The organism is Actinokineospora sp. UV203, assembly GCF_056323665.1.
The window spans coordinates 4964575-4990962 of sequence record NZ_CM150484.1; the positions used below are offsets into that span (position 1 = coordinate 4964575).

The 26388-nt window shown below is 68.8% G+C and carries 27 protein-coding genes; 11 read left to right on the top strand and 16 right to left on the bottom strand.

Features of this window, described 5'->3' with window-relative positions; genetic code table 11:
- Positions 1–63: 63 nt before the first annotated feature.
- Complete coding sequence (locus tag ACUZ2Y_RS23880; protein WP_476322560.1) at positions 64–1014, bottom strand: LysR family transcriptional regulator; 951 nt, start codon at positions 1012–1014, stop codon at positions 64–66.
- A gap of 107 nt (positions 1015–1121) precedes the next feature.
- Between ACUZ2Y_RS23880 and ACUZ2Y_RS23885 the strand changes: the two genes are divergently transcribed.
- Complete coding sequence (locus ACUZ2Y_RS23885; protein ID WP_476322563.1) at positions 1122–1730, top strand: dihydrofolate reductase family protein; 609 nt, start codon at positions 1122–1124, stop codon at positions 1728–1730.
- 116 nt (positions 1731–1846) lie between these two features.
- Here the strand turns inward: ACUZ2Y_RS23885 and ACUZ2Y_RS23890 are convergent, their stop codons facing one another.
- Genes ACUZ2Y_RS23890 through sdhC form a run of 4 tightly spaced genes read right to left on the bottom strand, consistent with a single transcriptional unit; the run spans position 1847 to position 5249 of the window.
- Positions 1847–2629 (bottom strand): succinate dehydrogenase iron-sulfur subunit, encoded by a 783-nt coding sequence (locus tag ACUZ2Y_RS23890; protein ID WP_476322566.1) that lies wholly within the window; start codon positions 2627–2629, stop codon positions 1847–1849.
- Positions 2629–4380, bottom strand: a complete 1752-nt coding sequence (gene sdhA, locus ACUZ2Y_RS23895) for a succinate dehydrogenase flavoprotein subunit (protein ID WP_476322569.1) — start codon at positions 4378–4380, stop codon at positions 2629–2631. The genes ACUZ2Y_RS23890 and sdhA overlap by 1 nt, the downstream gene beginning before the upstream one ends.
- Before the next feature lie 13 nt (positions 4381–4393).
- Positions 4394–4804 carry a succinate dehydrogenase hydrophobic membrane anchor subunit gene (locus ACUZ2Y_RS23900; protein WP_476332039.1) on the bottom strand — a complete coding sequence of 137 codons (411 nt, stop codon included), beginning with the start codon at positions 4802–4804 and terminating at the stop codon, positions 4394–4396.
- Positions 4805–4817: 13 nt separating this feature from the next.
- Complete coding sequence (gene sdhC, locus ACUZ2Y_RS23905; RefSeq protein ID WP_476322571.1) at positions 4818–5249, bottom strand: succinate dehydrogenase, cytochrome b556 subunit; 432 nt, start codon at positions 5247–5249, stop codon at positions 4818–4820.
- 372 nt (positions 5250–5621) lie between these two features.
- Here sdhC and ACUZ2Y_RS23910 point away from each other — a divergent pair, with 372 nt between their 5' ends.
- The 5 genes from ACUZ2Y_RS23910 (at position 5622) to ACUZ2Y_RS23930 (ending at position 11076) form a co-directional block, all read left to right on the top strand.
- Positions 5622–6674, top strand: a complete 1053-nt coding sequence (locus ACUZ2Y_RS23910) for a BMP family lipoprotein (protein ID WP_476332040.1) — start codon at positions 5622–5624, stop codon at positions 6672–6674.
- 103 nt (positions 6675–6777) lie between these two features.
- Positions 6778–8322, top strand: coding sequence for an ABC transporter ATP-binding protein (locus tag ACUZ2Y_RS23915; protein ID WP_476322574.1), 1545 nt, complete (start codon positions 6778–6780; stop codon positions 8320–8322).
- Complete coding sequence (locus ACUZ2Y_RS23920; protein ID WP_476322576.1) at positions 8322–9440, top strand: ABC transporter permease; 1119 nt, start codon at positions 8322–8324, stop codon at positions 9438–9440. The genes ACUZ2Y_RS23915 and ACUZ2Y_RS23920 overlap by 1 nt, the downstream gene beginning before the upstream one ends.
- Positions 9437–10696 carry an ABC transporter permease gene (locus ACUZ2Y_RS23925; RefSeq protein WP_476322579.1) on the top strand — a complete coding sequence of 420 codons (1260 nt, stop codon included), beginning with the start codon at positions 9437–9439 and terminating at the stop codon, positions 10694–10696. Before ACUZ2Y_RS23920 ends, ACUZ2Y_RS23925 begins: the two co-directional genes overlap by 4 nt.
- Complete coding sequence (locus ACUZ2Y_RS23930; RefSeq protein ID WP_476322582.1) at positions 10693–11076, top strand: cytidine deaminase; 384 nt, start codon at positions 10693–10695, stop codon at positions 11074–11076. Before ACUZ2Y_RS23925 ends, ACUZ2Y_RS23930 begins: the two co-directional genes overlap by 4 nt.
- Here the strand turns inward: ACUZ2Y_RS23930 and ACUZ2Y_RS23935 are convergent.
- On the bottom strand, positions 11073–11576 hold the full coding sequence (locus tag ACUZ2Y_RS23935; RefSeq protein ID WP_476322585.1) for a hypothetical protein: 504 nt from the start codon (positions 11574–11576) through the stop codon (positions 11073–11075). The genes ACUZ2Y_RS23930 and ACUZ2Y_RS23935 overlap by 4 nt on opposite strands.
- A gap of 59 nt (positions 11577–11635) precedes the next feature.
- On the bottom strand, positions 11636–12136 hold the full coding sequence (locus ACUZ2Y_RS23940; protein WP_476322588.1) for a hypothetical protein: 501 nt from the start codon (positions 12134–12136) through the stop codon (positions 11636–11638).
- Positions 12137–12277: 141 nt separating this feature from the next.
- Between ACUZ2Y_RS23940 and ACUZ2Y_RS23945 the strand changes: the two genes are divergently transcribed.
- Positions 12278–13558 carry a thymidine phosphorylase gene (locus ACUZ2Y_RS23945; RefSeq protein ID WP_476322591.1) on the top strand — a complete coding sequence of 427 codons (1281 nt, stop codon included), beginning with the start codon at positions 12278–12280 and terminating at the stop codon, positions 13556–13558.
- Here ACUZ2Y_RS23945 and ACUZ2Y_RS23950 read toward each other — a convergent pair.
- Positions 13555–14268 carry a TetR/AcrR family transcriptional regulator gene (locus ACUZ2Y_RS23950; RefSeq protein WP_476322594.1) on the bottom strand — a complete coding sequence of 238 codons (714 nt, stop codon included), beginning with the start codon at positions 14266–14268 and terminating at the stop codon, positions 13555–13557. The genes ACUZ2Y_RS23945 and ACUZ2Y_RS23950 overlap by 4 nt on opposite strands.
- 97 nt (positions 14269–14365) lie before the next feature.
- Between ACUZ2Y_RS23950 and ACUZ2Y_RS23955 the strand changes: the two genes are divergently transcribed.
- Positions 14366–15880, top strand: a complete 1515-nt coding sequence (locus ACUZ2Y_RS23955) for an MFS transporter (RefSeq protein ID WP_476322597.1) — start codon at positions 14366–14368, stop codon at positions 15878–15880.
- A 49-nt stretch (positions 15881–15929) separates the two neighbouring features.
- Here the strand turns inward: ACUZ2Y_RS23955 and ACUZ2Y_RS23960 are convergent, their stop codons facing one another.
- Positions 15930–17627 (bottom strand): apolipoprotein A-IV repeat region-like domain-containing protein, encoded by a 1698-nt coding sequence (locus tag ACUZ2Y_RS23960; RefSeq protein ID WP_476332042.1) that lies wholly within the window; start codon positions 17625–17627, stop codon positions 15930–15932.
- Positions 17628–17891: 264 nt separating this feature from the next.
- Here ACUZ2Y_RS23960 and ACUZ2Y_RS23965 point away from each other — a divergent pair, with 264 nt between their 5' ends.
- Positions 17892–18995 (top strand): adenosine deaminase, encoded by a 1104-nt coding sequence (locus ACUZ2Y_RS23965; protein ID WP_476322600.1) that lies wholly within the window; start codon positions 17892–17894, stop codon positions 18993–18995.
- Between the two features lie 50 nt (positions 18996–19045).
- On the opposite strand, the gene ACUZ2Y_RS23970 is transcribed toward ACUZ2Y_RS23965, so the two are convergent.
- From ACUZ2Y_RS23970 to ACUZ2Y_RS23990, 5 genes are all read right to left on the bottom strand, one after another.
- Positions 19046–20290 (bottom strand): primosomal protein, encoded by a 1245-nt coding sequence (locus ACUZ2Y_RS23970; protein ID WP_476322603.1) that lies wholly within the window; start codon positions 20288–20290, stop codon positions 19046–19048.
- 69 nt (positions 20291–20359) lie between these two features.
- Positions 20360–20875: a YbaB/EbfC family nucleoid-associated protein gene (locus ACUZ2Y_RS23975; RefSeq protein ID WP_476322605.1), complete on the bottom strand. Its 516-nt coding sequence runs from the start codon at positions 20873–20875 to the stop codon at positions 20360–20362.
- Positions 20872–21267, bottom strand: a complete 396-nt coding sequence (locus tag ACUZ2Y_RS23980; protein WP_476322608.1) for a YbaB/EbfC family nucleoid-associated protein — start codon at positions 21265–21267, stop codon at positions 20872–20874. The genes ACUZ2Y_RS23975 and ACUZ2Y_RS23980 overlap by 4 nt, the downstream gene beginning before the upstream one ends.
- A 41-nt stretch (positions 21268–21308) precedes the next feature.
- Positions 21309–22409 carry a C40 family peptidase gene (locus ACUZ2Y_RS23985; RefSeq protein WP_476322611.1) on the bottom strand — a complete coding sequence of 367 codons (1101 nt, stop codon included), beginning with the start codon at positions 22407–22409 and terminating at the stop codon, positions 21309–21311.
- A complete protein-coding gene (locus ACUZ2Y_RS23990) occupies positions 22406–22744 on the bottom strand; it encodes a hypothetical protein (protein ID WP_476322613.1) in 339 nt (112 codons plus the stop codon). Before ACUZ2Y_RS23990 ends, ACUZ2Y_RS23985 begins: the two co-directional genes overlap by 4 nt.
- A gap of 146 nt (positions 22745–22890) precedes the next feature.
- Between ACUZ2Y_RS23990 and ACUZ2Y_RS23995 the strand changes: the two genes are divergently transcribed.
- Both ACUZ2Y_RS23995 and ACUZ2Y_RS24000 read left to right on the top strand, forming a co-directional pair.
- Positions 22891–23535, top strand: a complete 645-nt coding sequence (locus tag ACUZ2Y_RS23995; RefSeq protein WP_476322616.1) for a type II toxin-antitoxin system antitoxin SocA domain-containing protein — start codon at positions 22891–22893, stop codon at positions 23533–23535.
- On the top strand, positions 23532–24107 hold the full coding sequence (locus tag ACUZ2Y_RS24000; protein WP_476322619.1) for a Fic/DOC family protein: 576 nt from the start codon (positions 23532–23534) through the stop codon (positions 24105–24107). Before ACUZ2Y_RS23995 ends, ACUZ2Y_RS24000 begins: the two co-directional genes overlap by 4 nt.
- Here the strand turns inward: ACUZ2Y_RS24000 and ACUZ2Y_RS24005 are convergent.
- The gene (locus ACUZ2Y_RS24005) at positions 24104–24964 is read right to left on the bottom strand and encodes an aldehyde dehydrogenase family protein (RefSeq protein WP_476322622.1); all 861 of its coding nucleotides are present in this window, start codon (positions 24962–24964) and stop codon (positions 24104–24106) included. The genes ACUZ2Y_RS24000 and ACUZ2Y_RS24005 overlap by 4 nt on opposite strands.
- Positions 24957–26387 carry an aldehyde dehydrogenase family protein gene (locus ACUZ2Y_RS24010; RefSeq protein WP_476322625.1) on the bottom strand — a complete coding sequence of 477 codons (1431 nt, stop codon included), beginning with the start codon at positions 26385–26387 and terminating at the stop codon, positions 24957–24959. Before ACUZ2Y_RS24010 ends, ACUZ2Y_RS24005 begins: the two co-directional genes overlap by 8 nt.
- Position 26388 lies beyond the last annotated feature (1 nt).

Sequence of the window (26388 nt, forward strand, 5' to 3'; positions counted from 1 at the left end):
GGTTTCACGAGACGGTCGAGGACACGCTGGTAGAGGCGAAGAACCTCGGGCCCATGGCCCGCATCATCCCGATCCCGATCCCGATCCCGATCCCGATCTTGGCAGGCAGGTTGATGGCCGTGTTGTCCCTGACGCCGTGGACGTCGCTTCATATTGGGCGGAGTCGTGGATGGCTTGGATCAGCGCGGTGGAGGCGGGCGGGTCTGGTGGCTCGCCGTAGGTGACGGCGTAGAGCTGGCGGGGGGAGCTGTTGAGCCTGGTGGTGTGGATGTCGGGTCGGCGGTGGGCTTGGAGGGCGAGTCCTGGCAGAGTGCTGACGCCTGTGCCGGCGGCGACGAGGGCTTGCACGACGACCATGTCGTCGCTGACGGATGCGATGCGTGGGGTGAAGCCTTCTCGTCGGCACATGGCGGTCAGCTCGCTTTGGCATCGTTCGCAGCCGCCGATCCAGGGGGAGTCGCGATGGTTCGCGATGGTGTCGTCGGGTTGCCGGCTGACGAGGTAGATCGGGTCGTCGCGGATGTGCACGAGGCGGAATCCGTCTTCCTCGACGGGGGAGTCGGCGTATCGGAAGATGAGTGCGACGTCGATCTCGCTGTGACGCAGCATCTGTAGCGCTCCGTCTGGGTGACGGTCGAACACGCTCAGCTCGATTCCGGGATGCGCTTCGACCAGCATGGTGGCTGCCTTGGGCACGATCGTGCTCAGCGCGGACGCGTTGGCGGCCAGGCGGATCCGCCCGGACTGCAGACCGATCTGTGCCGCGAGCTCGCGAGTGGCCGCGTCGACTCGTCCCACGATCTCGGTGGCCCGGTTGGCCAGCAGTTGCCCTTCCGGGGTCAGTCGGATCCCACGACCAACGCGCTGAACGAGCTTGACGCCGACGGCCGCTTCCAGGCGAGACAGGTGGTGGCTCACCGATGGCTGGGAGTAGCGCAGCTCCCTCGCCGCCTTGGTCACCGACCCGTGTCGCGCCACCGCGGCCAGGACCTTGAGGTGCACCAGGTTGAACATAGATCAAGATTATCAATGAGTCTGCTACAAGATCGGCATTAGACGCCATGAATCCAATGGCTCATCCTGAGGTGTAGCGGCGGCTCGTCACATCTGAGGAGACATACATGGGCAGGGTCACCTGCGACCAGACCATCTCGGCCGACGGTTACTCGGCTGGGCTCAACCAGACCGAGGAGCGCCCGTTCGGCGACGACGGCGGCGACGGTTGGGGTGACAGGCTGCACGCCTGGATGTTCGACGACCCCGAGGAGAGCCGGGCCGAGGTCGACAAGATCAACTCCGCCAAGGCGGTCATCATGGGGCGGAACATGTTCGGCCCGGTGCGTGGCGAGTGGGATCGGCAGTGGAAGGGCTGGTGGGGTGACAATCCGCCGTTCCACGCCCCGGTCTTCGTGCTCACGAACCACCCGCGCGACCCGCAGCCGATGGACGGCGGCACCACGTACTACTTCGTCACCGACGGAATCGAGTCGGCACTGGCCCAGGCGCGCGAGGCGGCCGGGGACGGCGATGTCTCGATCCATGGCGGCGCGAGCACCATCAACCAGTACCTCGCCGCCGGCCTGATCGACGAGCTACGGCTGCACATCGTGCCGTTCACGCTCGGCGCGGGCACCCGGCTGTTCGACGGTGTCCCGCCCCTGAATCTAGAGCAGGTGGCTTCGCGGGCAGCGAGCTCGGTCACACACGTGACATATCGCGTCCTGTCCTGAACCTCAGGGCGGGGTGACACCGTGCTGCCAACAGACCCGCCGGGAGCCGCGGCAGCTCTAAGACGCAACGAGGGGCCGCCGAGAATCGGCGGCCCCTCGTTTTGCGTTCAGCGTTCCTAGCGGCGGAAAAGCAGTGCGCGCTTGACTTCCTGGATGGCCTTGGTGACCTGGATGCCACGCGGGCACGCGTCCGTGCAGTTGAAGGTCGTGCGGCAACGCCACACACCTTCCGCGTCGTTCAGGATGTCCAACCGCTCCTGGGCACCCTCGTCACGGGAGTCGAAGATGAACCGGTGCGCGTTCACGATCGCCGCAGGCCCGAAGTACGAGCCCTCGTTCCAGAACACCGGACACGACGTCGTGCAGCAAGCACACAGGATGCACTTCGTCGTGTCGTCGAAACGCTCGCGGTCGGCCGCAGACTGGATGCGCTCCCGGGTCGGCTCGTTCCCGTAGGTGATCAGGAACGGCTTGACCGCCTTGAACGCCTCCATGAACGGTTCCATGTCGACGAGCAGGTCCTTGTGGACCGGCAGGCCCTTGATCGGCGCCACCGTGATGGTGGTCTGCTTCCCCTTGGCCGCCATCAGGTCCTTGACCAGCACCTTGCACGCCAACCGGTTGACGCCGTTGATCTGCATGGCGTCGGAGCCGCAGATGCCGTGGGCGCAGGACCGGCGGAACGTCAGGGTCCCGTCGAAGTACCACTTGATGTGGTGCAGCAGGTTCAGCACCCGGTCGGTGGGCAGCGCGGGGACGCCGAAGGTCTCCCAGCGCGGCTCCGAATCGATCTCCGGGTTGAAGCGCAGGATCTTCACCGTGATGGTGACGGCGCCCTCGGGCACCGGCGGCTGGTCGCCCCGGGCGCCTGCCGATTCAGCAACAGTTGAGGCGGTCATCAGTACTTGCGCTCCATCGGCTTGTACCGGGTGAAGGTGACGGGCTTGTAGTCGATTCGGATGTCCGACTTCAGGCCTTCGCCCTGCTTGTAGAACATGCTGTGACGCATGAAGTTCGTGTCGTCGCGGTGCGGGTAGTCCTCGCGGGCGTGGCCGCCGCGCGATTCCTTGCGGGCCAGCGCGCCGACGACCAGGACCTCGGCCAGCTCCAGCAGGAAGCCCAGCTCCACGGCCTCCAACAGATCCGTGTTGAACCGCTTGCCCTTGTCCTGCACGGTGATGTGCGCGTACCGGTCCTTGAGCGCCTGCACGTCGTGCAGGGCCTGCTTCAAGGTCTCCTCGGTGCGGTACACCGAGGCGTTGGCGTCCATCGTGGCCTGCAGCTCGGTGCGGATGTCGGCCACCCGCTCCTTGCCGTGGTCCGACAGCACCAGCTCGACCTGCGCCTGCACGGCCGCCGCGGGGTTCTCCGGCAGCTCGACGTGGTCGTGGTTGTTCGCGTACTCGGCCGCGGCCAGACCCGCCCGACGGCCGAAGACGTTGATGTCGAGCAGCGAGTTCGTGCCCAGCCGGTTCGCGCCGTGCACCGAGACGCACGCGCACTCGCCCGCGGCGTACAGGCCAGGCACGACGTTGTCGTTGTCCCGCAGCACTTCGCCGTGGATGTTGGTCGGGATGCCGCCCATCGCGTAGTGCGCGGTCGGGTACACCGGGACCGGCTCGGTCACCGGGTCGACCGCGAGGTACGTGCGGGCGAACTCGGTGATGTCGGGCAGCTTGGTCTCCAGGACCTCCGCGCCCAGGTGCGTGCAGTCCAGCAGCACGTAGTCCTTGTTCGGACCGGCGCCGCGGCCTTCGAGCACCTCCAGGGCCATCGACCGGGCGACGATGTCCCGCGGCGCGAGGTCCTTGATGGTGGGGGCGTAGCGCTCCATGAACCGCTCGCCGGAGGCGTTGCGCAGGATCGCGCCCTCGCCTCGGGCGCCCTCGGTCAGCAGGATGCCGAGACCCGCGAGGCCGGTCGGGTGGAACTGGTAGAACTCCATGTCCTCCAGCGGCAGGCCCTTGCGGTACACGATGCCCATGCCGTCGCCGGTCAGGGTGTGCGCGTTCGAGGTGGTCTTGAAGACCTTGCCGAAGCCGCCGGTGGCGAAGACAACGGCCTTCGCGGAGAAGACGTGGATCTCGCCGGTCGCGAGCTCGTAGGCGATCGCACCGGTGCAGACCGGGCCGTTCTCCGTCTCGGTGAGACAGATGTCGAGCACGTAGAACTCGTTGTAGAACTCGATGCCGTGCTTCACGCAGTTCTGGTACAGCGTCTGCAGGATCATGTGACCCGTGCGGTCGGCGGCGTAGCAGGCGCGGCGGACCGCGGCCTCACCGTGGTTGCGGGTGTGCCCGCCGAAGCGCCGCTGGTCGATCTTGCCCTCGGGCGTGCGGTTGAACGGCAGGCCCATCTTCTCCAGGTCGAGGACCGCGTCGATGGCCTCTTTCGCCATGATCTCGGCGGCGTCCTGGTCGACCAGGTAGTCGCCGCCCTTGATCGTGTCGAAGGTGTGCCACTCCCAGTTGTCCTCTTCGACGTTGGCCAGCGCGGCGCACATGCCGCCCTGGGCCGCGCCCGTGTGGGACCTGGTCGGGTACAGCTTGGTGAGCACCGCCGTGCGCGAACGCTGGCCGGCCTCGATCGCGGCACGCATGCCCGCGCCGCCCGCGCCGACGATGATGACGTCGTACTTGTGGAACTGCATGAGAAGTCCAGTTCTAGTTGGCGCTGATGTCCGGGTCGAAGGTGAAGATCACGTACGAGCCCAGCGCCAGGATCAGCACCATCGACACGTAGAGCATCATCTTCAGCCAGAAGCGGGTGCTGTCCTTGCGCGCGTAGTCGTTGATGATCGTGCGCAGGCCGTTGCCGCCGTGGATCTCGGCGAGCCACAGCATCGACAGGTCCCAGAACTGCCAGAACGGGCTCGACCAGCGGCCTGCGACGAAGGCGAAGTTGATGCGGTGCACGCCGTCGTCGAGGATGTTCATGATGAACAGGTGGCCGAGCACGAGGACCACCAGCGCCATGCCGGAGATCCGCATGAACAGCCAGCTGATCATCTCGAAGTTGCTGCGACGGGCGGCCGGGCGCCGCGGCGCGCGCGGCTTCTGCAATGACGGCGTCATGGACTGTGTCACGTCACTGTCCCCCGAACATCTCGGTCACCGTGCGCACCATCATGAAATAGGCGCCGGGGATCATCACGAGCACCCAGACGCCGAGGATCGTCCACAGCATCTGCTTCTGGTAGCGGGCGCCCTTCTCCCAGAAGTCGACGAGCATGACCCGGATGCCGTTGAGCGCGTGGTAGAGCACCGCGCCCACGAGGCCGACCTCGATGAGGTTGACGATCGGGGTCTTGTACGTCTCGATGATCTCGTCGTACGCGTTGGGCGACACCCGCACGAGGGCGGTGTCGAGCACGTGCGCGAAGAGGAAGAAGAAGGTGAGCACCCCGGTGATCCGGTGCGCGACCCAGGACCACATCCCCGGGTCTCCCCGGTAGAGCGTCCCGGTGCGCCGGGACCCGCGCGCAGCCACCGTTGCGGTGGCACTGGCCGAGTCGGACACGGTTGACGGCCTCCAGCGTCGCTGATGGGACTCCGTTCGCTGGAAGTCCACACCGAACGGGCCTTGACTAATCGGATGCTAGACCCGGATCGCGGAGCACACCCAACCCGCGAACGCACTCTGTGACAGACGAGACACGGCCGCCGGAACGCACAAGGGCCGCCCGGGTGCGGTGAGGGAGCACGTTTCGGCACGCGCAGTGTGGGACCCCTATCACGCAGCGTGATCGTTCACAGTTAAGACAAACGATTGGGTCACGGCGAGCGCGCTTGGGTCGCGAGCGCCTTACCGCGGAGTACGGTCCTCCGAATAGTCATCGCGATCCGGCCATCCCGGGCGCGACCTTCTGGGAAGGAGAAAGCCTTGCGCCGAATGCGAGGAATTCGTCTCGCCGCGGGGCTGCTCGCGCTGGGCCTGGGCCTGGCCGCGTGCGGCTCGGACACGGGAACCGGCACCGGCGGTGGTACCACCAGTGGGACCGCCCCAGCAGCCTCCACCGTCAAGGTCGGACTGGCCTATGACATCGGCGGTCGCGGCGACCAGTCGTTCAACGACTCGGCGGCGCGTGGCCTGGACAAGGCCAAGGCCGACCTCGGCGTCGAGGTCAAGGAACTCGAAGCCGCCGCGGGCGAGACCGACGCCCAGAAGGAAGACCGGCTGATCCAGCTCGCCGAGGGTGGCTACAACACCATCCTGGCGATCGGCTTCGCCTACGAGGGCGCCGTGGCCAAGGTCGCGCCGACCTTCCCCGAGGTCAAGTTCGCCATCATCGACAGCGCCGCCCCCGAGGCCGCCAACGTGGCGAACCTGGTCTTCGCCGAGCACGAGGGCTCGTTCCTCGTCGGCGCGGCCGCGGCCATGAAGAGCACGACCGGCAAGGTCGGCTTCATCGGCGGCGTCAACGTGCCGCTGATCCAGAAGTTCGAGGTCGGCTTCACCGCCGGGGTCAAGGCCGTCAAGCCCGACGCCACGGTCGACGCCAAGTACCTGACCCAGCCGCCGGACTTCACCGGGTTCAACGACCCCGCCAAGGGTGAGACCGCCGCCAACGGCATGTTCGACGCAGGCGTCGACGTGGTCTACGCCGCCGCGGGCGGCTCCGGCAACGGCGCGTTCAAGGCCGCCAAGGCCAAGGGCAAGCTGGGCATCGGTGTCGACTCCGACCAGTACAACCTGCCGTCGCTCGCCGACGTCAAGGACGTGATCATCACCTCGATGGTCAAGCAGGTCGACGTCGCCGTCTACGACTTCGTCAAGTCGGTCAACGACAACACGTTCAAGGCGGGCAAGAAGGTCTACGACCTCAAGGCCGGTGGCATCGACTACTCCACCAGCGGTGGGAAGATCGACGACGTCAAGGCCAAGCTCGACGAGTACAAGCAGAAGATCATCTCGGGCGAGATCAAGGTTCCGGACGCCAAGTAAGCCGGACACCGGCCGTGCCACGGGCCCGGGAGACCGCGACATCCGCGGCCCCCGGGCCCGTCGGCACTCCACGTGAATCACCTCGATCGACAAGGAATCGACCGTGGCCCCACAGGACACCGGCGAGCCAGGCGGACACCCCGCCGTAGAGCTGACCGGAATCACCAAGCGCTTCCCCGGCGTAATCGCCAACTCGGACGTGAACATCGCCGTCCGGCCGGGCACCGTGCACGCCCTCGTCGGCGAGAACGGCGCCGGGAAATCCACCCTGATGAAGATCCTCTACGGGATGCAGCGCCCCGATGAGGGCACCATCTCCGTGGCCGGGCAGCCGGTTGTCTTCACCTCGCCCGCGGACGCCATCAAGGCGGGCATCGGCATGGTGCACCAGCACTTCATGCTGGCCGACAACCTGACGGTGCTGGAGAACGTGGTCCTCGGCGGCGAGCCGAGGTCGGGGCTCGGGCTGGACTTCGACACCGCCCGCCGCCGCATCCGCGAGATCTCCGACAACTACGGGCTCAACATCGACCCCGACGACCTGGTCGACGACCTCGGTGTCGGCGCCCGCCAGCGGGTCGAGATCCTCAAAGTCCTCTACCGCGGCGCCCGCATCCTGATCCTCGACGAGCCGACGGCCGTGCTGGTCCCGCAGGAGGTCGACGAGCTGTTCGGCAACCTGCGCGAGCTCAAGGCCGAGGGCCTGACGATCCTGTTCATCTCGCACAAGCTCGACGAGGTGCTGGCCGTCGCCGACGAGATCACCGTCATGCGCCGCGGGACCACGGTGGCGAGCGTGCTGCCGAAGGACGTCACCGCGCGCAAGCTCGCCGAGCTGATGGTCGGCAGCGCGCTGCCCGTGCCGGAGCTGCGCGAGTCCACGGTGACCGACCGGCCCGTGCTGGAGGCCCGCGGACTCACCGTGACCAGCGCCGACGGCCGCAAGCTGCTCGACAACGTCTCCTTCACCATCCACGCGGGCGAGGTCCTGGGCATCGCGGGGGTCGAGGGCAACGGGCAGGCCGAGCTGGTCGAGACCCTGATGGGCATCCGCCAGCCCGCCTCCGGCTCCGTGCACCTCGCGGGCAAGGACATCACCCGCACGTCCACCAAGCACCGCCGGGAGGCCGGGATGGGCTACATCCCCGAGGACCGGCACCGCCAGGGCGTGCTGCTGGAGGCGAGCCTGTGGGAGAACCGCATCCTCGGCCACCAGACCCGCAGCCCGAACGCGCGCGGTCCGCTGCTCAACCGCGGCGGAGCACGGGCCGACACCCGCCGCATCGTCGAGGAGTACGACGTCCGCACGCCGAGCATCGAGGTGCACGCTTCCGCGCTGTCGGGCGGCAACCAGCAGAAACTCATCGTCGGCCGCGAGATGAGCGGCAAGCCGGACGTCCTGATCGCCTCGCACCCGACCCGCGGTGTCGACGTCGGCGCGCAGGCCGCGATCTGGGACCACGTCCGTCGCGCCCGCGCCGAACACCTGGCCGTGCTGCTGATCTCCGCCGATCTCGACGAGCTGATCGGCATGTCCGACACCCTGGCGGTGATCCTGCGTGGCGCGATCGTCGCCGACTACGACCCGGCCACCGTCACCCCGGAGGAACTCGGCTCCGCGATGACCGGCGCTGGGAGGGAAGGCTGATGGGCAGGTTCTCACCTCGCGCGATCGTGCTCGGGCTGGCGGCGCCGTTGGGCGCGCTGGTCTTCGCGGTGCTCATCTGCGCGCTCATCCTCATCGTCACCGGCAACTCGCCGGTCGCGACGATCGATTCCATGTCCGCCGCGGCCCAGCGCCCGCGGACCCTCGTCAACGCGCTCAACTCGGGGACGCAGTACTACCTGGCGGCGGTCGCGGTCGCGGTCGGCTTCAAGATGAAGCTGTTCAACATCGGTGTCGACGGGCAGTACCGGCTCGCGGCGATGCTGTCGGCGACGCTGGCGGGCGCGGCCTTCATGGAGGGCCTGCCCTCGTTCCTGCGGATCGCGATGACGATCCTCGCGGCGATGCTGGTCGGCGCCGCGTGGTCCGGCCTTGCCGCGCTGCTCAAGGTGACTCGCGGGGTCAGCGAGGTCATCTCGACGATCATGCTCAACGCGATCGCCACCTACCTGGTGTCCTACCTGCTCAACCCGGCGCGGCTGGCGCAGAACGTGCCGGGCAGCAACAACGTCACCACCCGGCCGATCACCGAAGGCGGTCAGGTCGAGGGGTTCGCGGTCACCGGGTCGACATCGAAGATCTTCGCCCTGGTGCTCTTGGCCGCGGCGGTCGGATTCCTCTACTGGTTCGTGTTGTCGCGCACCCGCTTCGGCTTCGAGCTCAAGGCGACGGGGCTGTCGGAGTCGGCGGCGGTGGCGAGCGGTGTCAGCGTCAAGAAGATGGTCGTCTACTCGATGCTGATCTCGGGTGCCATCGCCGGCCTGGTCGGCATGCCTGAGCTACTCGGCTCGTCGCACGCCTACTCGCTGAACTTCCCCCCGGGACTGGGCTTCACCGGCATCGCCGTCGCCCTGCTCGGCCGCAACCACCCCGTGGGCATGGCCTTCGCGGCGTTGCTCTGGGGCTTCCTCGACAACACGTCCACCTCGCTCGACGTCTCGGGGATCCCACGGGAGATCGTCCAGATCATGCAGGGCGTGATCGTGCTGGCCGTGGTCGTCGCCTACGAACTGGTCCGCCGCTACCGAGTGCGCGCCGAACAGCGTGAAGTCGGCCGCGCGCTGGGCCGGACCAAGACCTTGGAAGAGGTGTCGTCATGAGCGCCGGCGGTCTGACTGTCGGGATGGAGACCGCACCGGCGGCCAAGCGCTCGAAGCGCTTGTCTCCCATGGTCTATCTGTTCATCGCTGTGGGGGCATTGCTGCTGCTGTCGCTGGTCCGGGTGTTCGCCGGAGCGAACGACCTGACCTCGGCGGGCACCGTGCAGGCGGCGATCACCGCCGCGGTCCCGCTGGCGATGGCGGGTCTCGCGGGCCTGTGGTCCGAGCGCGCGGGCGTGATCAACATCGGCCTCGAAGGCATGATGGTGCTCGGCACGTTCGGCGCCGGATACGCGGGCTACCAGTGGGGTCCGTGGGCCGGTGTCGCGTTCGGCTTGCTCCTCGGCGCTCTCGGCGGCCTGCTGCACGCCATCGCGACGGTGACCTTCGGCGTCGACCACATCATCTCCGGCGTGGCGATCAACTTGTTGGCCCCCGCGGCAGCGCTGTTCCTGTCGAAGCTGTACTTCGCCAAGGCGCCTGGCGGCGGCCAGAAGCAGTCGCCCCGCATCGACGACGCCGCGAAGGTGTCGGTGCCTGGGATCGCGGACCCGCTGAGCCGGATTGAGGGCAAGGGCTGGTTGTTCATCTCCGACCTCGCGGGCATCCTGCGTGGGCTGCTGACGCAGGTGTCGCTGCTGACGGTGCTGGCCGTGGCGCTGATCGTCGGCACTTTGTTCGTCTTGTGGCGCACCCCGTTCGGCCTGCGGCTGCGCTCTTGCGGCGAGGCGCCGATGGCGGCGGAGTCGCTGGGCGTCAACGTCTACAAGTACAAGTACTACGCGGTGATCGGGTCCGGCGTCTTCGCCGGCCTCGGCGGTGCGTTCCTCGCCGTCGCCTCCAGCCAGTTCCGCGACGGGCAGGTCGCGGGTCGGGGATTCATCGGCCTCGCGGCCATGATCTTCGGCAACTGGCGGCCCGGCGGCCTGGCCGTCGGCGCGAGCCTGTTCGGCTATACCGACGCCCTGGCTCTGCGCGGATCCACCGCGGTCCACGCGTTGTTGCTGCTGCTGGGCATCGCGCTGATGTTCGTGGCCGTGTTCCAGTACATGGGCGGGCACCACGTGCTCTCCGGTGTCGCCGCGGCCCTGGGTGTGCTGTTCGGCTGGTGGTACTTCGTCAGCGACGAGGTCCCACCGGAACTGGTCGGCGCGACGCCGTACGTCGTGACGCTGCTGGTCCTGGGCCTGGCGTCGCAACGGCTGCGAGTCCCGCGCGCGGTCGGCGAGATCTACCGCAGGGGCGAGGGCAAATGATCGACTGGGACGGGCTTCGAGCCGAAGCCGTCCGCGCCGCCGCGTCGGCCTACTGCCCCTATTCGGGGCTGCGGGTCGGCGCGGCGGCGGTGGTCGACGACGGCCGGATCGTCACCGGCTGCAATGTCGAGAACGCGGCCTACGGCGTCGGCCTGTGCGCGGAGTGCACCATGGCCGGGCAATTGCTGATGACCGGCGGCGGCAAGCTGATCGCCGTCGCTTGCCGCAGCGGCACCGGCGAGTTGCTCATGCCGTGCGGCCGGTGCAGGCAGGTCATCTTCGAACTGGGCGGTCCGGACTGCCTGGTGGACACCCCGGCCGGGCCTGCGCCGATGTCGGCGGTCCTCCCGGACGCGTTCGGCCCGGACCAGCTGCCTTAGGCCTTCTTCATGGTGACCACGACGACGTCGACCTGGCCTTGGTCGATCGCCACCGTGACCGTGTAGCCCTTGCCCGCGAAGTCGATGCTGACGACCTCGTCGCCGCTGAGCTGCGACGTGTTCTCCCGGACGACCTGATACCCGGCGGGCGGCAGGGAGGTCCGGTAGTACCCGAGCGCCTTCTCCGGGAGAACGCCGCTGACCAGCATCGACAGCCGCCCGTCGCGGCTCGCGTCGGTGACCTTGCCGCCTGGCGGGACCGGGAAGTCCTGGGGCATGCCCGGTGGCGGCACGGCCGGAACCGAGGTGGTCGTGACCGGCGTGCCATTCGGCGGTGGGGGCGGCGGTGCCGCTTCGGCGCCGGAACTGGTGGCGGCCGGGGCGGAAGACGAGGTGCTGGTCGATGTGCTCGACGTTGTGGCGGCGGGCGGCGCCTCCTGGGCACCCGAACAGCCGCTCAGTCCGATCACCGCGACGAACGCGATGAGGCCTCGTGACATGGAAGATCCTTCCGTGCGAGCGGGCCGTGGGCGGGCCGCACCCCGCCCACGGTCGGGGGTCACTTGGTGATCGTGACGGTGACGTGGTCGCCGTCGAGCGCGACCTTGCCCTTGCCCGCGGCGCCCTCGAAGCCCACCGCGGTCGGCTCATCACTGGTGATCTTGTAACCGGCGCCGGGCAGGGCCTTGCGGTAGAAGGACAGGACCTTCTCCGCACCCTCCCCGGTCACCGAGAACGAGCCGTCCGTGCCGACCGCCGACACCTTCGCGCCGCTGGGGACCGGGAAGTCCTTCGGCGCGCCCTTGGGCAGCTCCGGGAGGACCAGCGGGGGCTCGGGCTCGGCGGCGGGCACTGACGAGGGCGCCGGGGCGCCGCTGGCCACGGTCGCCACGGACCCCGACTGGGGCGCGTCGCTGGAGGGCGGTGCCTCGGCGGCGTTCGAGCTCGACGGGGCCTGCTCCGCGGGGGTCTCGCCGCTGCAGGCGGCGGTCGCGAGACCGAGGCACAGCAGGGCAGCGGCCAAGCCGATCCGGTTGTTCTTCATCTTGATGATCTCCATGCAGGGTGTGGGAGCGGGAACCAGGTCGTTCGGGTCATCGGATTTCGGCGACCCCGCTCCCCGGCGGTTCCCTTCCATCGAGACCGGAGAGTGTGGCCGAGGATACGGTTGACGAAGTATCGAGACTGTGGAGGCATGTCGGTGGAACGGTTCAGTGCGGTCGACGTCATCCGGGCCAAGCGCGACGGCGCCCGGCTCAGCGACGAGCAGATTGACTGGGTGATCGACGCCTACACCCGCGGCGCGGTCGCCGACGAGCAGATGTCCGCCCTGGCCATGGCCGTTTTCCTCAACGGCATGGACACCGAGGAGACCGCCCGCTGGACCGCGGCGATGGTCGACTCGGGGGAGACGCTGACCCTGCACAGCGACCGCCCGACCGTCGACAAGCACTCCACCGGCGGGGTCGGCGACAAGATCACGCTGCCGCTGGCGCCGCTGGTCGCGGCCTGCGGGGCGGCCGTCCCGCAGCTGTCCGGCCGCGGCCTCGGCCACACCGGTGGCACCCTCGACAAGCTTGAAGCCATTCCCGGCTGGCGCGCGCACCTCACGACCGACGAGATCCACGCCCAGCTCCGCGACGTCGGCGCCGTGGTCTGCGCGGCCACCGAGGGCCTCGCACCGGCGGACCGCAAGCTCTACGCGCTGCGCGACGTCACCGGCACGGTCGAGTCGATCCCGCTGATCGCCAGCTCGATCATGAGCAAGAAGATCGCCGAGGGCGCCGACGCCCTGGTCCTCGACGTCAAGTTCGGCTCCGGCGCGTTCATGAAGACCGCCGACGACGCCCGCACGCTGGCCCAGGCCCTCGTGGGCATCGGCGTGTCCCGTGGTTTGAAGATCTCGGCGCTGATCACCGACATGTCCATCCCGCTGGGCCGCGCCGTCGGCAACGCCGTCGAGGTCGCCGAGTCGATCGAGGTCCTGCGGGGCGACGGTCCGGCGGACGTTGTCGAGCTGACTTTGGCGCTGGCGCGCGAGATGCTCGACCTCGCCGGTCTGTCCGATGTGGACCCCGGCCGGATGCTGGCCTCCGGCGAGGCGTACGAGACGTGGGCGCGGATGATCCGGGCCCAGGGCGGCGACCCGGAGGCCCCGCTGCCCGAGCCGAAGCACGTGCACGTGATCAAGGCCGACCGCGACGGGGTCGTGTCGAAGCTCGACGCCTACGCCGTGGGGGTCGCCGCCTGGCGGCTCGGCGCGGGCCGGGCACGCAAGGAAGACCCGGTGCAGGCGGCCGCCGGAATCCTCTGCCACGCCAAGCCGGGCGAGTCGGTGCGGGTGGGGGATCCGGTGCTGGAACTGCGAACCGACACCCCGGACGCCGTCGCCGCCGCACTGTCCACTTTGGAAGGCTCGTACGAGATCGGCGAGTCCGCTCCGGCGATCGGTCCGCTGATCCTGGAGACGTTGCGCCCTTAGACGAGGGTGGCGATGCCGTCGAGGATGCGCTCGAGGCCGAAGGCGAACTCGGCGGGGTGCTCGTCATCGTTGTCGAGAACGCCCTCGTCGAGCACGGTGATCAGTTCCGGGAACGCGCCGGGGCTGATCAGCTTGCGGATGAGTGCGGAGTATTCCGGCATGATCTCGCCGCCCGCGGGGACGGTGATGTCGGCGACCAGGGTGGCGCTGGCGCGGGCGTGGCTGGACAGCAGCAGGATCACCGACATCTTCTCGCCGCCGCTGAGGCGGGTGCCCGCCATCGATTTCAGGCCGCTTTCCAGCCAGCGCAACTGTTTGGGCGTCACGGGCGGTCCGGTGATCGGCACCCGGACCAGCCATGGGCGGGCGCACAGCGCGCCGAACTCCGCCCAGGCCCACCGCGAAAGTCCTTGGCGCCAGTCGCCCTCGGCGGGTTCGGGGGGATCGCCGTAGCCCTCGTCGACCATCAGGGCGAGTAGCTCGTCCTTTGCCGCGACGTATCGGTACAGCGACATGGCGCTGGAACCGATCTCCTTCGCGACCCGGCTCATCGACAGCGCGTCGAGTCCCTCGGTGTCCGCGACCGTTATCGCCGCCGCGACTATGCGGTCCAGGGTCAGGCCGGGCTTGGGGCCGCGGCTGGGCCGCTCGCCCAGTCCCCACGCCGCCTCGATGCTCCGGGGCAAGCCGGTGCTCGTCTGTTCCGCCATGTCCTCCGCTTTCCGGTCCGGGTTGACTTCACATCCTAGTTCTGCGTATAACTTACGCAGAAGCGCGTATGACATACGCAGTTAGAGGGGGATACCCATGAACGACAAGCTCACCGCCGGGCGCAAGGAATGGATCGGGCTCGCGGTGCTCGTCCTGCCGTGCCTGCTGGTCTCGATGGACGTCAGCGTCCTGTTCTTCGCACTCCCGTTCATCAGCGCCGACCTCGGCCCGACGGCCACCCAGCAGCTCTGGATCATGGATGCCTACGGGTTCGTCCTCGCCGGCCTGCTGATCACCATGGGCGCGGTCGGCGACCGGATCGGCCGCCGCAAACTGCTCCTGATCGGCGCGGCGGCCTTCGGCGTGGCGTCGGTGATGGCGGCCTACTCGAACTCCGCGGAACTGCTGATCCTCACCCGCGGCCTCCTCGGCCTGGCGGGCGCGACGCTCATGCCGTCCACCCTGGCCCTGATCCGCAACATGTTCCACGACGCCGTGCAGCGCAAGACCGCGATCGCGGTATGGACCGCCGGCCTGACCCTGGGTGCCACCATCGGCCCGATCGTCGGCGGCTTCCTGCTCGACCACTTCTGGTGGGGCTCGGCGTTCCTGATCAACGTCCCCGCGATGGCCCTGCTGCTGATCGTGGGCCCGCTGCTGCTTCCGGAGTTCCGCGCCCCGGAGTCCGGCCGGTTCGACCTGGCGGGCGCGGCCATGTCCCTGGTGGCCATGATCGCGGTGATCTACGGGATCAAGCAGCTCGCCGTCGACGGTTTCGTTGTGGACTCGATCGCCGCGCTCGTCCTCGGCCTGGCACTCGGTGCCGCGTTCATCCACCGGCAGCGCACCACGGCGAACCCGCTGGTCGACCTGGCCCTGTTCGCGAACCGGACGTTCAGTGCGGCGGTCACGGTCAGCGTGGTGAGCATGTTCTGCTTCATCGGGATCACCTTGTTCACCAACCAGTACCTGCAGTTGGTGCTTGGCATGCGCCCGTTCACCGCGGCGCTGTGGTCGCTCGCGGTGATGCCCGGGGTGATGGTGTGCATGACCATCTCGGGGATGCTCGCCAACAAGGTGCACGTGTCGAAGCTGGTCACGTCTGGCCTTGTCGTGCTCGCGTCGGCGTTCGTGGTGCTCACCCAGGTCCGGGCGGACTCGCCGCTGTGGCTCGTGCTGGTCGGCGCGGGCCTGGTCGCGGGTGGGGTCCTGATGACGGTGTCCTTGCTGGCGGACCTGATCCTCACCGCGGCCCCCGCCGAACAAGCAGGCGCCGCGTCGGCGGTCTCCGAGACCAGCAGCGAACTCGGCGCCGCCCTCGGCATGGCCATCCTCGGCAGCGTCGGCGCTGCGATCTACCACGCCGACATGGCAGGCCAGGTGGGCTCGTTGCCGGCGGATCTCGCCCGGATCGCCCAGGAGACGTTGGGTGGAGCGGTCGCGTCAGGCGACCCGACGGTGATCACGGCGGCGCGCATCGCCTTCACCGAAGGCTTCACGGTGGCCGCCACCTTCGGTGCCGTGGTGGTCGCCTTGACGGCCGTCTTCGCCTACCGCGCCCTGCGTCATGTCCCGGCTCCGACGAAGAAGGCGGAAGCGGTCTCGGCGTGAACGAACAAGGCCCACCTCTGACGAGGTGGGCCTTGTCGTGGTTCGGAACCTAGGCGCCCGCGGCGATGTCGGTGTCCTCCGAGTTGTCGTCGCGCACCTTGTCGGCCGACTTCGGGCCCTTGCCGTTGGTGCGGCGGCGGTTTCCCTGACGCGGCAGCGCGGTGGGCGGGGGCGGGCTGGGGGTGCCGCCGCCCATCATGAGCTCCGCGAACGTGGCCATGGCCTCGTCCAGGTGACCGCCGATGCGCCGGACCGACTCCTCGTTGGTCTTCTTCATCATCGACTCGACCGACGTGTTGTCCGGCTGGTTCGACAGTGTGCCCTCGACCTTGGTGAGGCTCTGCTGGATGGACCCACGCAGCTCGTTGAGGCGGGCGGTGAAGCCGTCCTCGACGGTGTCCAGGCGGGTGGCCATGCTGTCGAGGTTCGCCGTGACCTTCTCCAGGCGCTGCGCGAGCGCCTCCAACCGGTCGCTGGCGTCCACCGTCTCCTTGGTCTCCCGCAGCGCTTCCTGCAGGGCCAGGGTGGCCTCCTCGAGCTTGAGCGCGACGGCGTCGCGGGACTCGCCGAGGGAGGTGCCCAGTTCCAAGCGGGTGCTGTCGAGCTGCTGGACGCTGGTGTCGAGCTTGCCGTGCAGCGAGTCCGAGGTCTCGGTGAAGCGGCCGTGCAGCGCCTCGGTGGACGCCGCCAGCGTGCCCTGCAGCGCGGTCGTGGACTCCGCGACCTTGTCGATCACCGACGAAGAAGTCTCCGTGACCTTGCCTTCGATGGCCTGCGCCGACTCCGCGACCTTGCCCTCGACCGACGCCGAGCTCTCGGCGACCTTGTCGTTCAGCGAGGTGGCCGTCTCGGTGAGCTGCGCCCGCAGCGACGAGGAGGTCTCGACCAGCTTGCCCTCCAGCGACGAGGACGTCTCCAGCAGCGCGGTCTGCAGCGAGTCGGTGGACTCGGCCAGCTTGCCCTGGACCGCGTCGGTCGATTCGGTGACCTTGCCGTGAAGCGAGGTGGAAGCCTCGGCCAACTTCCCGTGCAGCGACGAGGAGGCGTCCGCCAGCTTGCCGTGCAGCGACTGGGAGGTTTCGGTGACCTTGCCGGTCAGCGCCGTCGCGGTCTCCGCGAGCTTGCCCTGGACCGCGTCGGTGGAAGCGGTGATCTTGGTCTGAACCGCGTCGGACGTCTCGGCGACGGTCCGCGCGAGGATGTCCTTGGTGCCGTCGAGGTGCTCGTGCACGCCCTCGTCGACCTCGTCGAGGCGGCCGCGCAGCGCGGTCTCCATGAGCTCGATGCGCTCGCGGACCGGGGTGCTCGCCTGGGACGGGACCTGGTCGATCTTGCCGTCCTGCTTGTCCAGGTGGTGGTCGAGCTCGTCGATGCGGCGGTGGATGTTGGAGAGCTTGTCCTCCAGCCCATCCATCCGGCCCGCGACACCCTCGAACCGCCCGGACATGCCGTCGAGACGGCCGTCGAGCTGGGCGAACGGGGTGGCGAGCTTGTCGACGATGCTGTCGACCGCGCGGGCGATGGCCGCGATCGCGTTGTCCTGAGACTCCAGCTTCGACATCGTCGCGTCCAGCCGGTCGGCCAGCACCGCGACCTCGGTGCGGTCCGGCATCTCGGACAGGCGCTTGCGCACCGACCCGATGGATTCCAGCGGCGACAGCCTGGCATGGATCTCATCCAGGGCGTCGAAGATCTGCTGCTGTTCGCTCTCACGGATCTCGGCCGCGCGCGTGAGCATGTTGCGCATCCGGTCGAACGACACCGTGGGGTTCGTGCTCTCGTTCACGGAGGTGACCTTCGTCCTGGGGAGGGGAGATGCAGACGACTGTGGGGAGCCTAGCCAGTCCCAAAAGGCGTCCATACACCACCCGTTGCTAGTTCGTCGGTCCAGACACGGACGATTGGACCGTTCGGCGTACAGCCGCGCCCTGTGCTCCGCGACCGGCCCGAACCATACGTGACCGGTCGGCTACCCGATCGGGTGAGGGCCGAATGTGAGTACCGTGTCTGCATGTCGAACCATGCCCACTCACCGGTGACCCCGGAGGCCATCCGCGCCGCTCCCAAGGTCCTGCTGCACGACCACCTCGATGGCGGCCTGCGACCGGGCACAGTTATTGATCTTGCCGAGGCCAACGGCTATTCCGATCTCCCGACCACCGACGTCGACGCGCTCGGCATCTGGTTCCGCGACGCGGCCGACTCCGGCTCGCTGGTCCGCTATCTGGAGACGTTCGCGCACACGTGCGGTGTCATGCAGGACGAAGCGGCACTCGTCCGGGTGGCGGCCGAATGTGCGGAGGACCTCGCCGCCGATGGCGTCGTCTACGCCGAAGTCCGTTACGCGCCGGAGCTTTTCACCGAACGCGGCATGGAACTCGACGCGATCGTGGAGGCAGTGCAGGCCGGGTTCCGCGAGGGCGAGCGCCGGGCCGCCGCCGCGGGCCGCACGATCCGCGTCGGGACGCTGCTGTGCGCGATGCGCCAGAACGCGCGCTCGCTGGAGATCGCCGAACTCGCCGTGCGCTACCGCGACGCGGGCGTGGTCGGGTTCGACATCGCCGGCCCGGAGGCGGGCTTCCCGCCCACCCGCAACCTTGACGCCTTCGAGTACCTGCGCCAGCAGAACGCGCACTTCACCATCCACGCCGGTGAGGCGTTCGGCCTTCCGTCCATTTGGGAGGCCCTGCAGCACTGCGGGGCCGAGCGGCTCGGGCACGGCGTGCGGATCGTCGACGACATCAAGGTATCGGCCGACGGGTCCGTCCACCTTGGACGCCTGGCGTCCTATGTGCGCGATCGCCGGATCCCGCTGGAGATGTGCCCGTCGTCGAACCTGCAGACCGGTGCGGCGACCTCGATCGGCGAGCACCCGATCGGCCTGCTGACCTCGCTGCGGTTCCGGGTCACGGTCAACACCGACAACCGGCTGATGAGCGGCTGCTCGATGTCGAGCGAGATGGCGGCCCTGGTCGAGGCCTTCGACTACGGCTGGTCCGACCTGCAGTGGTTCACCATCAACGCGATGAAGTCCGCCTTCATCGGCTTCGAGGAGCGCTTGGCCATCATCAACGACGTGATCAAGCCCGGCTACGCGAAGCTGATGGGGCACTGAGACGCCGATGGCCCCGGCTCACAGGAGCCGGGGCCATCGTCTGTGCTAGGTCAGTGCGTCCGCAGGCGGTCCTCGAAGTCCTGGACCAGCTTGTTCCACGACGCCGACTCCTTGTCGAACGGCGCGCTCGGCGCCATCCGGGTCGGGTCCGGGGACAGGATGAAGCTGACCAGCCAGCCGAGGCTCTCGGACTGGTTGAGCGCCTCGCCGACCGACTCGTCGCCCGCCCAGTCGGCGGTGTCGGTGAGTAGCTCCACCGCGAGGTCGAGCTGGACCGGGTCGACCGCGTCGACGCCCTCGGCGAGGTCGTCGCCCAGGCCCTGCAGCACGTAGGTGTTGTCGGTCTCGACCTCCAGGTCGAGGCTGCCGTCGGTGGCCTTCGCGGCCACCGTGTCCCACGTGGAGACCTCGGCGATGTCGTTGTCCGAGTGGTCGCCGTTCGCCAGGAACTTGGCCAGCCCGCGCGCCGACGCCGCCACGTCGATCTTGCCCTCGGAGCCCAGGAAGATCGGCTCGTCGTCGAGGTAGCAGCGCAGCGTGTAGTACTCGGACCCGTCGGTGATGATCTTGATCGGGTCGATGCCGACCTCGGACCAGAACGTCGGCGGCGCCTCTTCCTCGTCCTCGACTGCCTCGGCGTCGTCGGTGATCGGCTCGATGTCGTCGTCCTCGGCGGCGGCCTCAGCGGCTTCGGCGTGGAACGCGACCAGTTCCTCGGCGCTCTTCTCCAGCGCGACCTCATCGACCGCGGGCGCGGTGACGACCGAGTCGAGCGCGTCGAGGACCTCGTCCCAGCGCTCGGCGATCGTCTCGGCCAGGTCGGTCCAGAGGCGCTCGCCGTCGCGGCCGGTGAACGGGAAGGTGCCCTGGTCGAGCACGGCGAACCCGTCGGCGGAGTTGAGGACCTCGTGCACCTCGTCGAGTTCGCACACGTCCGCGAGCGAGCGCACGATCGCGACGATGTCGGCGAGCTCGCCGACCGTCCACGTGTCGGGCTCCTCGGCTGCCAGCTCCGGCACGCCCACCAAGTCGTACTGGTGCGCCTCGTCGGGCATCAGCTCGGCCACCGACAGCGCGGGCACCAGGTGCCAGGCCGGGTGGTCGGACAGGTCGTGCTCTTCGGTGGTGCGGACGAAGGCCGCGAGGTGTGCGGCGTCGGGGAAGCCGTAGAGGTCGTCCTCGTGCCCGAGGAACGCCTCCCACTCCTCACCGTCTTCCCGCCAGCGCGGCGCCCACAGCGTGACGACGTCACCCTGCGGCAGCCCGAGCTCGATCGGAACGATGTCCTGGGCCATTGGAGGTCCTCCTGGTCGCGCAGCCATCGGCGTACGTTCGGGGTGCGTCGGGCAGCCTACGGGGTGGGATCAACGATCCGAACGTAGGGATGACAGGTCGAAGGACAGCGGGTCGTCCGGGTCGAACCCGTCGTCCTCGGCTGGTTCCGTCTTCGCGGGGCCGTTGGCCACCCGTTCGTCCCGTTTGCGCTGAAACTCCTCCGCGGTGATGCCCCTGGCCTGCGGGTTCCGTGCGGGCGCGGACCGGCCGGAGATCAATTCGATCGCGTAGGTCATGTTGTCGCCCAGAATGGGCCCGAGCTTGTTGTAGCCCGCCTGGGTCGCCTGGTCCATCGCGGCCTGCGCGACCAGCACGATCAGCCTGCCGAGCTGGTCGGCGCCCCAGCGCACGGCGTCCTGGCGCAGCCACAGCTCCAGCAGCTTGCCGCGGCCGTCGACGGTGACCCGGACGCTCTGGTGGTTGTCGTACGCCGTTCCGCGAACGCCCGCGAGGACGGTGTCGATGTCGGCCAACGCCTCTTGGCGGGCGCGCCCGTCCTCGATCAACTGCTTCGTGCTGCGCCGGATCGGCTCCCGCTCGGTCATCGGATCCGCCGCCGCTGCTGGTGCCCGAGCGGGGTGTCGAAGGCCTCGTCCTCGTCCTCGTCGTCGGGCTCGTAACCCAGCGACGTCAGGTGCTTCTCGCCCTCGGGCCCCAGCACCGGGGCGAGCGCGGCGTGCATGTTCGCGCCCGCGCGGCGGGTCGCCCGCTCGGCCAGGGCCATGATCTGCGCGGCCAGGGCGTCCGACCCGCTCGACAGCGCGCCGGGGGTCAGCTTGACCTCGGACAGCAGCCCGCCCGGCCGGACCTCCACGGTGATCGCGCCGTCGCCGCTGACGGCCTGCCCGGTGACCGGGCCGATCCGCTGGGCGCGCTGCTCGGTCTGCTCGACGCGGCGGACCACCGTGTCGAGTTCATGATCGATGTCGATCTCCACTCTGCTGATCCTAGTTCCCTCAGTCAGTTTTAACCCGAGTCTCAGCCAGTCGGCCGGTAGAACCCGACGAACGGCATGCCCGAGTTGGTCGTGCGCAGCGGGCCGACCTGGACCGGGTCGCCCGCCTCGCAGATCTGCCCGTTTCCGATGTACATCGCGACGTGGCCCTCCCAGCAGACCAAGTCGCCCGGGAGCAGCTGGTCGGCCGACGGGACCTCGGCACCGATGTCCTGCTCACGCGAGGTGCGGGGGATGTCCAGACCGCCCTCGCCGTAGGCGTACTGGGTGAGGCCGCTGCAGTCGAGGCCCTGGCCCGGCGCGGTGCCGCCCCAGACGTAGGGCACGCCGAGCTGGCTCAGCGCGGCCCGCACGGCCTTCGCGGCGGTCTCATTGGGGGCCATGACCGAGCTGCCGTCGGGCAGGTTGACCTGCACGCCCGTGCCCGGCTGCGGCGGGATGGCCATCGGCAGCCTGCGCTTGGTCGCGACACCGCCGCCGCCGCCGCCGTCTCCTCCACCACCGCCGCCACCGCCTCCGCCCCCACCGCCGCCTTGGCGGTCGTTGTAGGCGGTCGGGGTCCCCGTGCTGGAGGCAGTTGTGCTGCCGGCGCCGCCGGTCAGCTTGGTGACGACGCCGGTCAGCTGGGTCATCACGGCGTCGAGGTTGGTCGACGTGTCACCGGTCAGCTGGGCGGCGTAGCGGGCGAGCTCGGTGAGCTTCTGCTGCGCGCCCGCCGGGTCGCCCGCCTGGCGCAGCGCCGCCGCGGCCTGCAGCAGCTCGGCGGCCTTGCGGTTGAAGTCGTCGATCTGGTCCTGGTTGAGCTTCTGACCGACCTTGAGGATGTCGCTGGCCTCGCGCACCGCTGTCTGCACCTCGGCGCTGTATGAGCTCAGTTCGGCGCCGGTGTCGGCCTGCGTGGCGGCGTCGGACTCGTGGCGCAGGCTGGCCTGGCCGGTCCAGCCCTCGCGCAGGGTCGTGGCCTGGCGGGAGGCGTCGTAGCCGACGGTGTCGAGGGACCCGCTCAGGGTCGCGTGGGCGCCGCCGATCTGGTCGATCGCGGCGTCGTTGGTGGCCAGGTGGCGCTGGGCGGTCGCGGCGGGCTGGATCATCGGCTCCAGCAGGTCGCGCACGGGGGCGGTCACGCGATCTCACCCGCCGCCCGGCGCAGCGCGGTCGCCGCGTCGTCCTCGGTGCCCTGCAGGTTGGTCCACGTGTTGCGGACGGCGTCGGCGGTGCCGCCCATGCTGTCCGCGAGCCCGTGCACCCGCTTGAGCTGGCGCTGCGTGGCGTCGCGGATGGCCTGGCTGAGCCCCACCTCGCCGCCGATGATGGAGAACGCGTCGTCGCCGAACTCCCCGTGTGGCGTGAGGTCGCCCGCGACGCTCCTGAGCTGCTCGGCGAGCGGGTTCACCCCCGCGGTGTAACTCGCGAACGCGTCTTCTTCGCCGCGGTAGCCGCCGACGTCCGACTCGGTCATGTCGCCCCCTTGTATCGACAGTGGGACGCACGTCCCGCCCAGTTCGCTCCCATCGATCCCGAATCAGGTTATGACAACGCGCTGACTGGCATGTGTGATTGCGCGCAAGTTGTCCACAGCGCACCCTGAACGGGGGACATTCGCAGGTGGAACCGGTATTCTTTGACAAGGAAGCAGCGCCGAACGGACTGGAGGCCAGTGTGGCCGACGTGCACGACGTCGCAGCCGCGATTCTGGCGGAGACCGGTCCGGACTCTCCGATGCGCCTGCAGAAGCTCCTCTACTACGTCCAGGGCTGGCACCTGGCGATGACCGGCGCACCGGCTTTCCCAGACCGGATCGAGGCCTGGCGGGCGGGACCGGTGGTCCCCGAGGTCTACAAGCACCACGAGGGCAAGCGCGAGGTCGCGAAGTGGGACGAAGGCGATCCGAGGCGCCTTGGTGAGGGCTACCGCGAGACGGTGCGCCTGGTCGTGGAGCGCTACTCCGCCTTCGACCGCCACCAGCTCAGCGCCATGACCCACGACGAGGAGCCATGGCGGGTGGCCCGCGCCGGCCTGCCGGACGACGCGCCCAGCACCGAGGCCATGTCCCAGGAAGTGATGGCCGAGTACTTCGGCAGGGTGATCTGCGACCCGGATAGCGCCATCGCCGGTGCGCTGGCCAACGCCCGGCTTGAGGGCCTGGAGATCTCCGAGTCCGCCATCGCCGACGCCCGCGCGGTCGCGACCGGGGAGCTGACCGCCGACGAGGCCGTGCGCAGGCAGATCAGGGAAATCGTCGGTAGGTGATCCAGGAGGACCCGTACTCCGATCCGACGACCGGGGTGCTGCACAACCTGCTCGATATCGTCGATCACTCCGTTCTCCAAGCCGCCGAGCGCAACGTGACGTTCATCCGGGACGAGCAGGCCCGGCTGGCACCGCTCGCGGGCAACTTCGACCTGCCCCACCTGAGCGTCTACCACCGGCACCTCTTCGGCGACATCTACGCCTGGGCCGGTCAACCCCGCCGCGTGGACATCGCGCGCGCCGATGCCCCGTTCGCGCACTGGCGGTTCGTCGAACCCGCACTGGGCGAGCTGTTCTCCCGGCTGCGCACGGAAAAGGTGCTCGCGGGCCTCGACCGAGCCGCGTTTCTCGCCCGGTTCACGTACTTCTTCGTCGAGGTCAATGTCGTCCACCCGTTCCGCGAGGGCAATGGCCGGACCCAGCGGGCGTTCTTCCGCCACTTGGCGGCCCACGCGGGCTGGCGCGTCGACTTCGCCGAGTTCTGCAGGCAGGACTACATCGAGGGCTGCAAGGCCGGGATGGTCGGTGAGCTGGGTCCGCTCACCGACCTGTTCGACTCCGGGCTGTCCTAGACGCCCATGGGGTGCCACACGGTCTTGGTCTCCAGGACCGCGCGCAACCGTCGGATATCGGGCTGCTTCGTCCAGTCCTCATCGCCTGCCCGCAGCACCCGCTTGACCGTCCCCGACGCGGAAGCCTCAAGGTCCGCGCGCAGTTCGTCCGGTGCGCCGGTCAGGTCCAGGGCGTTGACGTCGGCGTGTGAAGCCAGCCAGGGCGCCAACTCGGCGGTGTGGCCGGTCAGCAGGTTCACCACGCCGCCCGGCACGTCCGACGTCGCCAAGACCTCTGAGAGCGTGATCGCGGGCAGCGGCCGGTCCTGGCTCGTCACCACGACCGCGGTGCAGCCGGTCGCGATCACCGGGGCGATCACGCTGATCAGGCCCAGCAGCGACGATTTCTGCGGCGCGAGCACCCCGACCACGCCGGTCGGCTCCGGCACCGAGAACGAGAAATACGGCCCGGCGACCGGGTTCGACGCGCCCAGCACCGTGGCGATCTTGTCGGTCCAGCCCGCATACCAGACCCAGCGGTCGATGGCGGCGTCCACAATGGACACAGCCTTCTTCGCCTGAATGCCCTCGCTCGAAGACACCTCGGCGATGAACTGCTCACGCCGACCTTCCAGCAGCTCCGCCACCCGGTAGAGCACCTGACCCCGGTTGTAGGCGGTCGCGCCGGACCACTTTCCAAAAGCAAGGCGACTGTGCTGAACTGCTTCGCGAACGTCCTTTCGGGACGCCTGCGCCGCGTTCGCCAGGAACTTGCCGCGCGAGTCCATCACCGGGTATGTGCGGCCCGACTCCGAGCGCGGGAAAGCGCCGCCGAGATACAACTTGTACGTCTTGGCAACGCTGAGTCGCTCAGACATCTAGGTACGCCTCCAGACCCGTGCGGCCGCCCTCGCGGCCGAAGCCCGACTCCTGGTACCCGCCGAACGGCGCGGTCGGGTCGAAGCGGTTGAACGTGTTGGCCCACACCACACCGGCGCGCAGCTGGTTGGCCGCCCACAGGATTCGGGAGCCCTTCTCGGTCCAGATCCCGGCCGACAGCCCGTACGGCGTGTTGTTCGCCTTGGCGATGGCCTCATCCGGCGTGCGGAACGTCAGGACCGACAGGACCGGGCCGAAGATTTCCTCGCGGGCGATCCGCATGGCCTGGCTGACCCCGGCGAACACGGTGGGGGCGAAGAAGAAACCCTTGTCCGGCAACGGACACGCCGACGTCCAGCGCACCGCGCCCTCGGCCTCGCCGGTCGCCACCAGGTCCTGGATCTTGGTGAGCTGGTCGCGCGAGTTGATCGCGCCGACGTCGGTGTTCTTGTCCAGCGGGTCGCCGATGCGCAGCGTGGAGACGCGCTTGTGCAGCTTCTCCAACAGTTCCTCGGCGATCGACTCCTGCACCAGCAGCCGCGAGCCCGCGCAGCACACGTGGCCCTGGTTGAAGAAGATCCCGTTGACGATCCCCTCGACGGCCTGGTCGAGCGGCGCGTCGTCGAAGACGATGTTGGCCGCCTTGCCGCCGAGTTCGAGGGTGAGCTTCTTCCCGGTGCCCGCCAACGACTTCTGGATGATCTTGCCGACCTCGGTGGACCCGGTGAAGGCGATCTTGTTGACCCCCGGGTGGTTCACCAGCTCCGCGCCGACGTCGCCCGCGCCGGGCAGGATGTTCACCACGCCCGGCGGCAGCTCGGCCTGCTGGATGATCTCGGCGAGCACCAGCGCGGTCAGCGGCGTCGTCTCCGCCGGCTTGAGCACCACAGTGTTTCCGCAGGCCAGCGCCGGTGCGATCTTCCAGGCGGCCATCAGCAGCGGGAAGTTCCACGGGATGACCTGGCCCGCGACACCCAGTGGGCGCGGGTTCGGGCCGTAGCCCGCGTAGTCCAGCTTGTCGGCCCAACCCGCGTGGTAGAAGAAGTGCGCGGCGGCCGTGGGCACGTCGACATCGCGCGACTCGCGGATCGGCTTGCCGTTGTCGAGGCTCTCCAGCACGGCCAGCTCACGCGAGCGTTCGGCCATCATCCGCGCGATGCGGAAGATGTACTTGGCGCGCTCGGCGCCCGACATCGGCCCCCACACCTTGTCCTGCGCGCGTTTCGCGGCCTTCACCGCACGGTCGACGTCGGAGGTGCTGGCTGTGCTTACTTCGGCCAGGACTTCCTCGGTCGCCGGGTTGATCGTCTTGAGCGGCTCGCCGGAACCCTCGACGAACTCGCCGTCGAGGAACATCCGGTAGCTCGGCTTGAGGTTCGCGATCGCCCGCGACTCCGGCGCGGGCGCGTAGTCCCAGGTCATC